At 67.4% G+C, this 13,114-nt stretch carries 13 protein-coding genes and 1 pseudogene; 11 read left to right on the top strand and 3 right to left on the bottom strand.

All coding sequences use genetic code 11. The annotated features are described in order from the left end of the window. The first annotated feature begins 57 nt into the window (after positions 1-57). From GA0116996_RS14945 to GA0116996_RS14925, 5 genes are all read left to right on the top strand, one after another. The gene (locus GA0116996_RS14945) at positions 58-1,233 is read left to right on the top strand and encodes a UxaA family hydrolase (RefSeq protein WP_092312924.1); all 1,176 of its coding nucleotides are present in this window, start codon (positions 58-60) and stop codon (positions 1,231-1,233) included. Further along, a complete protein-coding gene (locus tag GA0116996_RS14940) occupies positions 1,233-2,168 on the top strand; it encodes a hydroxyacid dehydrogenase (RefSeq protein ID WP_092313354.1) in 936 nt (311 codons plus the stop codon). Before GA0116996_RS14945 ends, GA0116996_RS14940 begins: the two co-directional genes overlap by 1 nt. Next, a complete protein-coding gene (locus tag GA0116996_RS14935; RefSeq protein WP_092312921.1) occupies positions 2,165-3,187 on the top strand; it encodes an Ldh family oxidoreductase in 1,023 nt (340 codons plus the stop codon). The genes GA0116996_RS14940 and GA0116996_RS14935 overlap by 4 nt, the downstream gene beginning before the upstream one ends. A gap of 57 nt (positions 3,188-3,244) precedes the next feature. Next, positions 3,245-4,267: a Bug family tripartite tricarboxylate transporter substrate binding protein gene (locus GA0116996_RS14930; RefSeq protein ID WP_092312918.1), complete on the top strand. Its 1,023-nt coding sequence runs from the start codon at positions 3,245-3,247 to the stop codon at positions 4,265-4,267. A 135-nt stretch (positions 4,268-4,402) separates the two neighbouring features. Beyond that, positions 4,403-5,143, top strand: a complete 741-nt coding sequence (locus GA0116996_RS14925) for a GntR family transcriptional regulator (protein WP_092312915.1) — start codon at positions 4,403-4,405, stop codon at positions 5,141-5,143. Between the two features lie 51 nt (positions 5,144-5,194). Here the strand turns inward: GA0116996_RS14925 and GA0116996_RS14920 are convergent, their stop codons facing one another. Further along, entirely contained in the window at positions 5,195-6,052 is an 858-nt protein-coding gene (locus GA0116996_RS14920; RefSeq protein WP_092312912.1) for an alpha/beta hydrolase, read from the bottom strand. Positions 6,053-6,190: 138 nt separating this feature from the next. Here GA0116996_RS14920 and GA0116996_RS14915 point away from each other — a divergent pair, with 138 nt between their 5' ends. The 6 genes and pseudogenes from GA0116996_RS14915 to GA0116996_RS28505 form a co-directional block, all read left to right on the top strand. Further along, positions 6,191-6,976 (top strand): AraC family transcriptional regulator, encoded by a 786-nt coding sequence (locus tag GA0116996_RS14915; protein WP_092312909.1) that lies wholly within the window; start codon positions 6,191-6,193, stop codon positions 6,974-6,976. A gap of 148 nt (positions 6,977-7,124) precedes the next feature. After that, positions 7,125-7,589, top strand: a complete 465-nt coding sequence (locus GA0116996_RS14910; protein WP_167355513.1) for a RidA family protein — start codon at positions 7,125-7,127, stop codon at positions 7,587-7,589. A gap of 3 nt (positions 7,590-7,592) precedes the next feature. Further along, positions 7,593-8,969 carry an adenylosuccinate synthetase gene (locus GA0116996_RS14905; protein WP_092312906.1) on the top strand — a complete coding sequence of 459 codons (1,377 nt, stop codon included), beginning with the start codon at positions 7,593-7,595 and terminating at the stop codon, positions 8,967-8,969. Beyond that, positions 8,966-9,592, top strand: a complete 627-nt coding sequence (locus GA0116996_RS14900; protein WP_183299810.1) for a pyridoxamine 5'-phosphate oxidase family protein — start codon at positions 8,966-8,968, stop codon at positions 9,590-9,592. The genes GA0116996_RS14905 and GA0116996_RS14900 overlap by 4 nt, the downstream gene beginning before the upstream one ends. 292 nt (positions 9,593-9,884) lie before the next feature. Continuing rightward, positions 9,885-11,258, top strand: a complete 1,374-nt coding sequence (locus GA0116996_RS14895) for an MFS transporter (protein ID WP_092312903.1) — start codon at positions 9,885-9,887, stop codon at positions 11,256-11,258. A 57-nt stretch (positions 11,259-11,315) separates the two neighbouring features. Continuing rightward, positions 11,316-11,507, top strand: a pseudogene (locus GA0116996_RS28505) (cupin domain-containing protein); the annotation flags it as partial. Here GA0116996_RS28505 and GA0116996_RS14885 read toward each other — a convergent pair. After that, complete coding sequence (locus GA0116996_RS14885) at positions 11,508-12,008, bottom strand: Ohr family peroxiredoxin (RefSeq protein WP_092312900.1); 501 nt, start codon at positions 12,006-12,008, stop codon at positions 11,508-11,510. A gap of 15 nt (positions 12,009-12,023) precedes the next feature. Further along, the gene (locus GA0116996_RS14880) at positions 12,024-12,782 is read right to left on the bottom strand and encodes an SDR family oxidoreductase (RefSeq protein ID WP_092312897.1); all 759 of its coding nucleotides are present in this window, start codon (positions 12,780-12,782) and stop codon (positions 12,024-12,026) included. Positions 12,783-13,114: the final 332 nt, after the last annotated feature.

Raw genomic sequence — 13,114 nt, 5'->3', positions numbered from 1 at the left:
GCCTGCGTCCCCCCACGCTTCCCATCCGCTTCCATCCCGCTTCCGAGGATCCCCGTCATGTCCGTGATCGATCAAAACACCACCTTCTGGGGCTACCGCCGCGACAATGGCCGCGTCGGTGTCCGCAACCACGTCATCATCCTGCCGCTGGACGACTTGTCCAACGCTGCCGCCGAGGCCGTCGCCGCCGCCATCAAGGGCACCATGGCGATTCCCCACCCGTACGGCCGCCTGCAGTTCGGGCCGGACCTGGACCTGCATTTCCGCACGCTGATCGGGGCCGGCAGCAATCCCAACGTCGCCGCGGTGGTGGTGATCGGCATCGAGGACGGCTGGACCAAGAAGGTCGTCGACGGCATCGCCCAGACCGGCAAGCCGGTGGTCGGCTTCGGCATCGAGGGCCATGGCGACCACGACACCATCATGCGCGCCTCGAAGGCGGCGCGCGAGTTCGTGCAGTACGCAACCGCGCTGCATCGCGTCGAGTGCCCCATCAGCGAACTGTGGGTCTCGACCAAGTGCGGCGAGTCGGACACCACTTCGGGCTGCGGCGCCAACCCCACCGTCGGCAACGCCTTCGACAAGCTGCATCCGCTGGGCACCACGCTGGTGTTCGGCGAGACCTCCGAGCTGACCGGCGGCGAGCATATCGTCGCGGCGCGCTGCGCGAATGACGACGTGCGCCACCAGTTCATGGCGATGTTCGAGCGCTACCAGGGCATGATCGACCGCTGGAAGACCTCCGACCTGTCCGAGTCGCAGCCAACCAAGGGCAATATCGCCGGCGGCCTGACCACCATCGAAGAGAAGGCGCTGGGCAATATCCAGAAGATCGGCAAGAAATGCACCGTCGACGGCGTGCTCGACAAGGCCGAGGCGCCGACGCATCCGGGGCTGTGGTTCATGGACTCGTCTTCCGCCGCGGCGGAGATGGTCACGCTGTGCGCGGCTGCCGGCTACGTGGTCCATTTCTTCCCGACCGGGCAGGGCAACGTGATCGGCAACCCGATCGTCCCGGTGATCAAGCTGTGCGCCAACCCGCGTACCGTGCGCCTGATGAGCGAGCACATGGACGTCGACTGCTCGGGCCTGCTGCAGCGCGAGCAGACCCTGGACCAGACCGGCGACAAGCTGCTGGAATGCATGCTGGCCACCATCAACGGCCGCTGGACCGCGGCCGAGGCGCTCGGCCATCGCGAGTTCGTGCTGACCCGCATCCACGAGTCGGCATGATGAAGCGCATCTGCATCAGCGAGTTCATGGACCCGGCCGCGGTGCAGGCGCTGACCCCCGGCTTCGACCTGCGCTACGAGCCGGGCTGGGTGGATCGCCGCGCCGAGCTGCTCGAGGTCCTGGACGGGGCGCACGCGCTGGTGGTGCGCAACCGCACCCAGGTGGACGCGGCCCTGCTCGCGTGCGCGCCGGCCTTGCGGGTGGTGGGGCGGCTCGGCGTGGGGCTGGACAACATCGACGTCGCCGCCTGCCGCGATCGCGGCATCCGCGTGATTCCCGCGGCCGGGGCCAATGCGCGCTCGGTGGCGGAGTACGTGGTGACCACCGCCGCCGTGCTGCTGCGCGGCGCCTACCTGTCCAGTGCCGAGGTGGCGGACGGCCAGTGGCCGCGGGCCAGGCTGTCGGAGGGCAGGGAGGCGCTCGGCAAGACGCTCGGCCTGATCGGGTTTGGCGATATCGGCCGCCAGACCGCGGCGCTGGCCCGCGCCTTCGGCATGGATGTCATCGCATGCGATCCGATGCTGCCGGCCGACGATCCGGTCTGGTCCGCCACCGGCGTGGCCTGCGTGCCGCTCGATGCGCTGCTGGCGCAGGCTGACGCGGTCAGCCTGCACGTGCCGCTGGTGGCGGCCACCCGCAACCTGATCGATGTCGGCCGCCTGGCGGCGATGAAGTCCGGCGCGGTGCTGGTCAACACCGCGCGCGGCGGCGTGGTCGATGAAGCGGCGCTGGCCGACGCGCTGCGGGCCGGGCATCTGGCCGGCGCGGCACTGGATGTGTTTGCCAGTGAGCCGCTGCCAGCCGGCAGCGCGTTGCGCGGCGTTCCTAACCTGATCCTGACACCGCATGTCGGCGGCGTGACGCGCGAAGCCAATGCGCGCGTATCGATGATGATCGCGCGCGAGGTGCGCCAGTCGCTGGAGCAGATGCCATGAGCCGGATTGCGTTGCAGGAACTGGAGCGCGTGGCCGCCGCGGGCTTGCGCCGGGCCGGGGCCAGCGCGCTGCAGGCGCGGGCCACGGCGGCGGCGCTGGTGCGGGCCGATGCCGCGGGGCTGCCGTCGCACGGGGTCTCGCGCGTGCCGATGTACGTGGCGCACCTGCGCCATGACCGGGTCGACGGCAACGCCGAGCCGGCGGTGCACGGCACGCGCGCCAGCGCGGTGCTGGTCGATGCCGGCTGCGGCTTTGCCTTCGCCGCTTGCGACCTGGCCATCGCCGAGGCCATGGCGCGCGCGCGGGCGTCCGGCGTCGGCGTGGCCGCGGTCACCAACAGCCACCACTTCGGCGCCGCCGCGCTGCCGCTGGAGGCGGTGGCGCGCGCCGGCATGGTCGGCATCGCCATGGGCAATTCGCCCGCGGCCATGCCGGCGTGGGGCGGCAAGCGGCCGCTGTTCGGCACCAACCCTATTGCAGCGGTGTTCCCGCGGCAGGGCCATGCGCCGGTGGTGATCGACCTGTCGCTGTCGGAAGTCGCGCGCGGCAAGATCATGGTGGCGGCGAAGCAGGGCAAGCCGATTCCGGCCGGATGGGCGCTGGATGAGGCCGGCCAGCCGACCACCGACGCCCAGGCCGCGCTGCGCGGCTCGATGCTGCCGGCGGGCGGCGTCAAGGGCGCGATGCTGGCGCTGCTGGTCGAACTGCTGGTGACGTCGCTGGCCGGGGCGCAGTTCGGCGCCGAGGCCGATTCCTTCTTCAGCGATGCGGGCAACCGTCCGCGCATCGGCCAGCTGTTCTTCGTGCTGGACCCCGGCGCCTTCGCCGGCTCGCAGGTCTACGCCGCGCGCGTGGAAGCGCTGCTGGCGGCGATGCTGGACGACGAAGGCACGCGCGTGCCGGGCGCCCGCCGCGAAACCGCGCAGGCGCAGGCGGCAGCGCACGGCGTCGAGGTGCCCGACGCGCTCTGGCGCGAACTGCAGTCGCTTGCGGGCGAGGAGGCTGGCGCGCCGCATTGATTTCCTCACAACGGACCCACGCTTAGATGGGCCGGCCACAACTACCGGAGACAAACCATGGATCGACGCTTGATGTGCGGCGCGCGCAGGCACCTGAACCGCGTGCTGCTTGCCTTGTCAGTTGTATCGGCCCTCGCTGCATTGGCGCCGCGGCCTGCCGCCGCGCAGGGCGGCAGCGATGCCGCGGCCGCGGACTATCCGAGCAAGCCGGTCCGGTACGTGGTGCCCTTCGCGGCCGGCGGCCTGACCGACATCATGGCGCGCATGGTGGGCCACCAGCTCTCCGAAGAGTGGAAGAAGCCCATCGTGGTGGAAAACCGGCCGGGCGGCAATGCCAACATCGGCGCCGAGCAGGTCGCCAAGGCGCCGCCCGACGGCTACACCTGGCTGGCGGTCACGCTGACGCATGCGTCCAACGTGACCTTGTTTCCCAAGCTGCCGTTCAGCATGCAGAAAGACCTGGTGCCGGTGGCGCGCATCGCCTCGTCGCCGATGATGGTGGTGGTGCCGGCCAGCTCGCCGATCAAGTCGATGAAAGACCTGGCCGCGGCGGCGCAGAAATCCAAGCTGAACGCCGGCTCCAGCGGCAACGGCACGCCGCCGCACCTGACCCTGGCGCTGTTCGAAAGCCAGACCCGCACCAGCTTCACCCATGTGCCGTACAAAGGCGGCGCGCCGTCGATGACCGATCTGATCGGCGGCCAGATCGACGTGGTCTTCTCCAACTTCCCCGAGTCGCTCGCCTATGTGAAAGGGGGCAAGCTGCGCGCACTGGCCGTGACCACGCGCGAGCGCCATCCGTTGCTGCCCGACGTGCCCACCGTGGCCGAGGCCGGCTATCCGGAGCTGATCGTCGAGAACTGGACCGGCCTGATGATGCCGGCCGGCACGCCCCGGCCCATCGTCGACAAGGTGGCCGCCTCGGTGGCGCGCATGCTGGCCGCCGAGTCCGTGCGCGGTCGCATCGTTGCCGCCGGGTTCAGTCCCGCGGCCGGCGGGACGCCCTTCGCCGATTACTTCAGCGGCGAGGTGACGCGCTGGGCCCGGCTGATCGAGGAAAAGCACATCCGGGTCGAATAACGGCGCGTCGCGCCGCCGCGCCCGGCGGGCCGGCCGGGGGCGTGGCGGCCGGCTTTAGTATGATTCGTCTTATCTATATGAGTCAGTCATGGATCGGCCGGCCGCGCCGCAGGCGGCATTGCAAAGGACACTAACGTGGGTTCCAGATTCGATGCCGGCGCAGCCATCGGCGGCGTGCTGTACAAGGACGTCAAGCAAGCCATCCTGGCCGCTCTGGCCGAGGGTGAGTGGAAGCCGGGCGAGGCGATTCCGTCGGAGCGCAAGCTGATCGAGCGCTTCGGCGTATCCATCGGCACGCTGCGCAAGGCCATCGACGAACTGGTGGCCGAGAACATCATGATCCGCCACCAGGGGCGGGGAACCTTCGTCGCGACGCACCGGCAGGAAGACCATTTCTTCCGCTTCTTCCGCATCGTGCGCCAGGACGGGTACCGCGAGTTCCCGACGGTGCAGCTGGCAAAGTTCCGCCGCGCCAAAGCCGACAAGGAAGAAGCCGCGGCGCTGGGCCTGCCGCTCGGCGAGGCCGTGTTCCGCTTCACCAACGTGCTGTCGCTGGAAGGCCGCGCGGTCATGATCGACGCCATCACCGTCCCGGCGGAACGCTTCAGGACGCTGACCGAGAAGCTGCTGCGCGAGCGGCCGAACACGCTCTACAACTTTTACCAGGACGTCTTCGGCATCAACATAATCCGCACCGAAGAGCGCCTGCGCGCCGCGCTGGCCGACGAGGAAGACCATGAGCTGCTGGGCATCCCGGTCGGCACCGCAATGCTGAAGATACTGCGGGTGGCGTCTTCCTACCAGAACGAGCGCATCGAGTACCGCGTCTCCCGGCTGGATACGTCGGATTACGAGTTCGCGCTGTCGCAGCCGTGACGGCGTGAGGCGCCACCCGCGCATGGCGCCGGGGACCGCGCGCCCGATGGGTCAGGTGCCGGCGATCATGCGCAGCACCGCGGCGGCAAGGGCGCCATTGGGGTCGCCCAACAGGTCCACTGCATCGAAATGATGGCCGCGCTCCTGCACCACCACCTGCACGTCGAAGCCGCATTCGTCCAGCAGCGCCTGGTATTCGCGCTGCAGCCGGTGGTACTCCGGCGATTCATCGCCGCCGACGGTCAGGATCATGGGCAGCTTGATTTTGGGGACATGGTGGACCGGACTGTAGCGGGCGACGTCCGCCGTGGTCAGCCCGACCACCTGGTTCAGATAGCACAGCCGGATGGGCTCCAGGTCATACAAGCCGCTGATCGCGCATCCACCCTTGAGGATATCCGCCGGTACACCAAAGGACGCCCAGTCCGTTCCTGCCAGCGTGGCAGTGAGATGACCGCCGGCCGAATGGCCGGACACGAAGATGCGGTGCGGGTCGAATCCCAGTTCGGCAGCATGGCGGTAGAGCCAGGCCACCGCCTCCTGATTGTCGCGGACGATCTCCGCCATGCCCACCTCCGGCGCGAGGCGGTAGTTAACCACTGCGACATTGATATCGCGCTGCAGGTACGGCGCTGCAACGAAGCTGAAGTCGGATTTATCCAGCGATTGCCAGTAGCCGCCATGAATGAAGACCAGCAGCGGGTGCTCGCGGCTGGCCGTGGGGAAGAAGTCCAGTGACTGCTTGGCGTGCCCGCCATAGGCAAGATCCGGCTTGACCGGATGCTGGCGACGGAACGCGGCGCTGGTGTCGTCCCAGCGCTTGAAGATGTCCTGGAACCCGGGAATTCCCGCCCTAACGTTGTACTGCTTGTCCAGTTCTTCCTGATTGAAGTTTCGATACACTGACATTACATTTGGCTCCAGACTGTGGGATCGAGGCTTCGATTCCGTGGGGGTCGTTGCGACGCTTGTCGCGTCCGGCCAAAGATACGCATCCGCGTCTTGCTGCGCGCGCCGCCAGATGACAACCCCTATCGCAAAGACGCCATGTACGGAAAGAGCGAGAACCGCGACGACTACCAGGCGATAGACCGGCCGGTCGGTGGCATGGCGCGCAAGCTGAAGGATGGCTTCTATATCGCCGCGCATTCCCATCCGCGCGGCCAGCTGATCTATGCCTATGTGGGGGCCATCCTAGTCACCACCGACTTTGGCTCCTGGGTGGTGCCGCCTCAGCGCGCGGTCTGGGTACCGAGCAACGTCGAACACGCCATGCAGGCGTGCGGCGACGTCGAGATGCGGACGGTCTATGTCCGCGAAGATGCCGTTCCCGCAGAGTTGTACGGCTGTTGCGTGGTGGCGGTGCCGCCGCTGCTGCGCGAGCTTATCTCGGCCACCGTGCGCATGCCGATGGCGTATGAGGAAAGCAGCCGCGATGGCCTGGTCGTGCAGCTCCTGCTGCAAGAGCTGCGTCCGCTTTCGGTGGTCCCCCTGCATTTGCCGATGCCCAGGGATCCACGGCTGGGCAAGATCTGCGCGAAGATCCTCGAGGACCCCTCGGATGAGACCTCCGTCCAGGCATGGAGCCGCTCGGTTGGCGCCAGCGAACGGACAATCATCCGCCTGTTTCCGGAAGAAACGGGCATGACCTACAGCCGCTGGAAGCAGCAGGCCCGCCTGATGGCCGCGGTCCGCCTGCTTGCCGAGGGGTGCCATGTCACCGACATCGCACTGCAACTCGGATACGAAAGTCCAAGCGCATTCAGCGCCATGTTCAGACGGGCGCTTGGCATGACGCCCACCGAATATTTCCGGGACCGGACCGGCGATTAGGTGTCTTCCCTTTGGGTTGGCATCTGCGCGACAGCAACTGGCGTCAAGGCGCGAACCGGGGGCAGGACCGTGCGGCACAGTCTGGAGGCCGCCGGGTAGCCAGCACCGCGCTCGCTCCGTCGGCATTTGTCCAAGTCGAGGAGTGAATATGTCAGTGTTGGATCGTATCCACGCGGCAGGCATCGTCCTGCCCGCCGCCGAAATGCCCAGGGCGCTCTATGCGCCATACACGCTGCACCATGGTCTGCTGACGATCTCAGGCCAGCTGCCGCTGCAGGACGGCAAGCCAATATTCATCGGCAGGGTGCCCGGCACGGTCGGCGTCGAGGCGGCCCAGGCGGCGGCGCGGCTTTGCCTGGCCAATTTGCTGGGCTGGGCGTGCGCTGCGACCGATGGCAATCTCGAGCGCATCCGGGGCATCGTGCGCGTAGGGGGCTACGTAGCAGTCGAGCCGGGTTTCGACGATGCGCCGCTGGTGATCAATGCTGCGTCGGAACTGCTCAACCGGATCTTTGCCGAGCGGGGGCGCCATGCCCGCCTGGCGCTCGGCGTTGCGAGCCTTCCGTTCGGTGCCCCGGTGGAGATCGAGGCAACCTTTGCGCTGGACGCCTAGGCGATGGGCGCCGCGACAAAGGCCGGCTACGCCGACGTGCTGGTGGGCCTGCAATATGGCGACGAGGGCAAGGCCCGGGTCGTCGACCACCTCGCCGCCGGGTATGACGTGATTGCGCGCTTTAACGGCGGGGCCAACGCCGGGCATACCATCGCAACGCCTGCCGGTGCGCTGCGGCTTCGGCAAGTGCCTTCCGGCGTGCTGCACCCCGGCGTTGCGCTCTACATCGGCTCAGGGTGCGTGGTTGGATTGCAGCAGCTGGCGTCCGAGATTGCGATGCTGGCGGCGCAAGGCATCAGCCTGGACGGGCGCCTGACAATCAGCGACCGGTGCCCGCTGGTTCAGCCCCGTCATGTACTGACGGACCGCCGCTATGGCGCAGGGATCGGCACCACCGGCAACGGTATCGGTCCGTGCTACGCCGATCTGGCAGCGCGGATGCGGGGCGCCGAGCGCGTTGCGTTCCAGTTGCGCGACCTGTGGTGTGACGAGGACCGTGTGTTCGAACTGATGACCCGTCTGGCGGCGCAGTCCGATGACGATGACGAGCGCGTCGCGGCGATGATGGACGACATGCGCCGTGCGTGGACAGTGGTCCGGCCGTTCGTAACCGCCGATGCTGTCACGCTGTTGCGGCGGGTGGAGGCCGGTGCAAGGGTGCTGTACGAGGGCGCGCAGTCGGTAATGCTGGACGTGGTGCATGGCGCCCAGCCGTGGGTCACGTCCAGCCATACGCTGCCCGCCTACGCCTACGTGGGCGGAGATCTGCCGTGCCGGTATCACCGCAAGACCATCGGCGTGGCCAAGGCCATCGTTTCCCGGGTCGGCGGTGGTCCGCTGCCGACCGAACTGGGCGGGCAGCGTTCCCAGGCCTACTGCGCCGCGGCAGCACACGCGGGCCGCGGACGCGCCGACGAAGCGGCCAGCCACGATCCGCTGGCCTTGCTTGCCGAAGCGGATGCGTTCGCGACGGGCGTGGCCATCAGGATGCTGGCGAACGAGTACGGTACCGGCACCGGCCGGCCACGGCGCGTGGGCCTGCTCGACGTTGCGCAGTTGCGGCTCGCGATACAGCAGGCCGGCGTCGACGAGGTGTATCTCAACAAATGCGACAGCCTGGCCGCCTTTTCCCACACGCCCGAACGTTGCATCCCGGTCGTGGTCGGCGAGGCCGGCAGCGTACGCCAGCGCGTGTTGCGATTTCCGGCGTTTGCGCAGGAGGCCATGCCGACCGATGCCGGCTCGCCGCTGCCCCCGCAACTTGAAGCGCTGCTCGCATGGCTGGCGCAGGCCATCGGCCGGCCCTTGCGCGGTATCGGACTAGGACCGGAACGCGCGCAGATGCGGCTTCTTGAACCCATCCAGCAGACCACACCATGACAAGTATCACCCCTGCCTACCTGCGCAGCGAGATGCGCCGGACCGACCTGGCCTGGACCGACTGGCCGGCTATCGAAGCCTTCTTGAGGAATGAGCTGATCTGCCGGGTCGCGGTGCATGACGCACCGTACCCCTATATCACGGCGCAGAGCTTTACCTTCACCGGCGACGCGTTCCTGATCCACAGTTCGAGATTCGGCAAGCTTGCCGCTGCGATCCGGGCGAACCCGTTGGTTACGATCGAGGTCGACCGGCCCGTGGCCTTGCTGAAGGCGCCCAAGGGCCAGAACACCAGCCTTGAGTATTTCAGCGTCATCGCGCGCTGTGCAGTCCGGCTGCGTGACAGTACCGACGAGGTGCGTGCCCACCAGTACCAGGCGCTGGACAAGTTCCGCCCGGAAAAGGACTACACGCCGATCGAGGATGGCGCGGCCAGCCAGATCGTCGCCTATCGCTGCGAGATCCGCGAGATGAGCGCGAAGAAGCGCATCCTGGCTGACGGCCAGTACTCGCCGCCGGGGCAGCCGCGCGCGCCGTACCTGCGCTATCCGTTTCAGTCCGGTGCGACGCTGTCCGGTCTGCCGCCGGAAGCGTTCGATCCCCATCGGTTCGAGGCGAAGTAGGGCTCGCCAGCGCAAGACATGGAGAGGTGCTTCGGCACCTCTTCTTTTTGGGGCTCATCGCCGAACTTCGGGAGGGTGATGCAGCTCCGGAGAAGGCAGCCTTGGATCTTCACGGCCACAGGATACGCAACGAGGCACCGCCGCTGCCTTGGCGCCTGCGAGACAGAGCTTGGCGTTCGGGCGCGCGTCGTGCAAGCGGCCGCAAGCGACAGTAGTGAGCGATAGCGCAACCACGTGTTATCGCTTGCCGCCAGTGCCATAGAGCACCGGCACTAAAACGACTGGAGACAAGATGAAGCATACCTCTCTCGAGCTGATGCGCGTGCGCACCGGCGACCGGCTGGAACGGCTGCCCGTATGCGGGTATCACCGCCTTCTGTTTGCCATCATTGCGCTGGCCTTCTTTTTCGACAATCTCGACCTGGCCATGATGACGTATCTGCTGGGCTCGATCCGGGCGGAATTCGGATTGTCCGCTGCGCAAGCGGGCATGCTGGGGAGTGCCAGCTTTGTCGGCATGGCCGTCGGCGCGCTTAGTTCGGGGATGCTTGCCGACAGGTTCGGGCGCAAGCCCGTGTTCCAGGTCAGCATGATCATCTGGGGCGTGGGCAGCTATCTCTGTTCCACCGCGAGCAACCCCATGGAACTGGGCGCATATCGGCTTTTGCTCGGCATCGGCATGGGCATGGAGCTGCCGTTGGCACAGACGCTGATGTCGGAGTTCATCCCGGCGCGGCAGCGCGGCAAGTATCTAGCATTGATGGACGGCAACTGGCCGATCGCGTTTATCTGCGCTGGCCTGATGTCGTACTACGTGCTGAGCACCTATACCTGGCGCACGATGTTCCTGCTCGGCGCAGTTCCGGCGCTCTTCCTGATCGTGGTTCGGCGCTTCGTGCCCGAGTCTCCGCGCTGGCTTGAATCGCGGGGGCGCCATGCGGAAGCGGGCGCGATCGTCGAACGTATCGAGCAGTCGGTGATGCGGCGGATGAAACTTGAGGCATTGCCGGAGGTCACCCCGTCGGTTGCCGCGGCGGAGCCGGACGCATCGGGGCTGCGCGTGCTGTGGTCGCGCGCGTACCGCAGCCGGACCCTGACCGTATGGGGTCTGTGGTTTTTCGCTCTGCTGGGGTTCTATGGCCTGAATACATGGATCGGCGCATTGCTGCAGCAGTCCGGACTGGGGGTGACGAAGTCCGTGCTGTACACGGTGTATATCTCGATCGGTGGGATTCCGGGCTTTCTGTGGGCGGCGTGGGCGGTGGAGCGCTGGGGGCGCAAGCCTGCCTGCGTGGCGACGCTGGTCGGCGGAGCCTGCATGGTCTTCATCTATGGCCGGGTCGCCGGCTCGTCGCCGGAGCCGATGGCGTTGTTCCTTTCCGGCGGCATGATGCAGTTCTTCATGTTCGGCATGTGGGCGGTGCTCTATACCTACACGCCGGAGCTATATCCCACGCGTGCGCGCGCCTCGGGCTGCGGCATGGCTTCGACCGTCGGACGCATCGGCTCGCTGCTGGGACCGGCGCTGGTGGGACTGGTGCTTCCCGTCGCGGGGCAGGCGGGCGTGTTCTGTCTTGGCGCGCTGTGTTTCCTTGCGGCGGCGGCGATCGTATTCCGCTTCGGCATCGAGACCCGCGGCAGGGCGCTGGAAAACATCGCCGACTAGGAGCGTCGTGCGCTGCATCGCGCCCATGGCGCCGATTGGTGTCGAAGCGGCGACAGTGTGGAGAACCTTGGCGCGCCTGCCGCGGCGTGCCGTCTGTCGACCGAAGCCTTGCCGGACTACCCCGGCAAGGAGGTGCAGAAGATCGTGATGGAATACCCGCCGGGCGTTGCCGATCCGGTCCACCGGCATGACGCGCATGGCTTTGTCTATGTGCTGGAGGCCAGCATCGTGGTGGCCGCCGGAGGCGGATCAGTCCACCACCGCCACGACGCTGGCAATGCCTTGCCGGGTCATCTTCACATAGGGGCAGAAGCGCTCGGTATTGCGCACCAGTTCTTCGGCCAGCGCCCGGGCCACGCCCGGCATCCTGACGCGGACATCCGCGGACAGCGCATAGGCGCCGTCTACGGGGTCGCGGCCGAAAGCGACTTCGACTTCCACGGCGATGTTGTCGATAGGGAGGCGGGCGCGCTGGGCCAGCAGGTGCAGCGCGCCATGGAAGCACGCGGCATAGCTCGCGGCGAACAGCTGCTCCGGGTTGGTGCCGTTGCCCGGACCTCCCAGCGCGGCCGGCAGCCGCAGGTCGATGACGAGGTTGCCGTCATCGGAGCGGGCCACGCCGGAGGCGCGCCCGTGCCCGGTTTCTCCACCCGTGACGGTGACGGCCGTGGTGTAGAGCGGATCGAAGTCAGGCCCGCGATATTTGTCGAGCAGGCTCAACGGCGGGGGTTGCAGTTTCTGGTTCGCCATGGGCCGGCACTGGGGTCAGGTCCGCGCCGGCTGGCGCTGTCGCAGCCATGCCTCGAAGCTGGTCTTGCCCAGCCGCGCGGGGCCGTCCGGAACCAGCGTGCCGTCTTCCAGCTCGGCGCCGAAATAGGGGGCCTTGGCGTCGACGACCACCTTGCGCGGATCATTGGTGGCTGCGAGATAGCGTTGCACCAGCTCGCTCAGTGCAAAGCGCTGCGGCCCGGCGATATCGACGATGCCGTTGGCGGGATCGGCAAGCGCCTGGTCGGCCACGGCCTCGGCCACGTCGTCGGAGGCGATCGGCTGGATCGATGCGGACGACAGGCGGATCGCATCGCCGTCGGCACCCGATTCGGCGATGCCGCCGAGGAACTCGAGGAACTGCGTGGAGCGAACGATGGTGTAGGGGATGCCGGCATTGCGGATCAGCGCTTCCTGCGCGATCTTGCCGCGGAAGTAGCCGCTCTGGGCAAGCTTGTCGGTGCCGACCACCGACAGCGCGACATGGTGTGCAATCCCGGCCGCCTTCTCCGCCGCCGCCAGGTTGCGACCCGAGGTCTCGAAGAAATGCAGCACGGCATCGTCGGCGAACGATGGAGAATTGGCCACATCCACGACCACCTGCGCGCCGGCGAGCGCCTGCCCGAGGCCTTCTCCGGTGAGCGCATTCACGCCCGTCTGTGGCGATGCCGCCACCACTTCATGGCCTTGCGCGGCAAGCCGGGCCACGACCTTGCTGCCGATCAGTCCGGTACCGCCAATCACAACGATCTTCATCACGCACCTCGGTTCGGTTGGTAGGGATGGGGCGTCGACCCATGCCCCAATGCTAGGTGAACCAGGATCGACGCGGTAGCGCCGCGGGCGGATGCACGCTGTTTCCCGTTCGGCACCAATCGCCAAGCTGCGGCAAGAGGCTTTCAGCCGGTGGCCAGGTAAATCTGGTAGCCGGCCAGGCCGCGTTCGCGCGCGTGGCGCGACCTCGCCCAGAACGCGGCTTGCGGCCCGGTGAGGTCACGACTTCATGACGGAGGCGATCCGGGCGCAGAACCTGCACTGCCTGGCGGACTACGGCATGGGCTATGCGAAAGCCGGTCCGGGGGGCTGAT

The organism is Cupriavidus alkaliphilus (assembly GCF_900094595.1).
GTDB classification, from domain to species: Bacteria; Pseudomonadota; Gammaproteobacteria; order Burkholderiales; family Burkholderiaceae; genus Cupriavidus; species Cupriavidus alkaliphilus.
This window is presented reverse-complemented; position numbering and strand designations above follow the sequence as displayed.

Bases quoted from the DNA above. Each gene is read 5' to 3' on its own strand.
- GA0116996_RS14945 (WP_092312924.1), top strand. From the start codon at position 58: ATGTCCGTGATCGATCAAAACACCACCTTCTGGGGCTACCGCCGCGAC.
- GA0116996_RS14940 (WP_092313354.1), top strand. From the start codon at position 1,233: ATGAAGCGCATCTGCATCAGCGAGTTCATGGACCCGGCCGCGGTGCAG.
- GA0116996_RS14935 (WP_092312921.1), top strand. From the start codon at position 2,165: ATGAGCCGGATTGCGTTGCAGGAACTGGAGCGCGTGGCCGCCGCGGGC.
- GA0116996_RS14930 (WP_092312918.1), top strand. From the start codon at position 3,245: ATGGATCGACGCTTGATGTGCGGCGCGCGCAGGCACCTGAACCGCGTG.
- GA0116996_RS14920 (WP_092312912.1), bottom strand. From the start codon at position 6,052: ATGTCAGTGTATCGAAACTTCAATCAGGAAGAACTGGACAAGCAGTAC.
- GA0116996_RS14915 (WP_092312909.1), top strand. From the start codon at position 6,191: ATGTACGGAAAGAGCGAGAACCGCGACGACTACCAGGCGATAGACCGG.
- GA0116996_RS14910 (WP_167355513.1), top strand. From the start codon at position 7,125: ATGTCAGTGTTGGATCGTATCCACGCGGCAGGCATCGTCCTGCCCGCC.
- GA0116996_RS14905 (WP_092312906.1), top strand. From the start codon at position 7,593: ATGGGCGCCGCGACAAAGGCCGGCTACGCCGACGTGCTGGTGGGCCTG.
- GA0116996_RS14900 (WP_183299810.1), top strand. From the start codon at position 8,966: ATGACAAGTATCACCCCTGCCTACCTGCGCAGCGAGATGCGCCGGACC.
- GA0116996_RS14895 (WP_092312903.1), top strand. From the start codon at position 9,885: ATGAAGCATACCTCTCTCGAGCTGATGCGCGTGCGCACCGGCGACCGG.
- GA0116996_RS14885 (WP_092312900.1), bottom strand. From the start codon at position 12,008: ATGGCGAACCAGAAACTGCAACCCCCGCCGTTGAGCCTGCTCGACAAA.
- GA0116996_RS14880 (WP_092312897.1), bottom strand. From the start codon at position 12,782: ATGAAGATCGTTGTGATTGGCGGTACCGGACTGATCGGCAGCAAGGTC.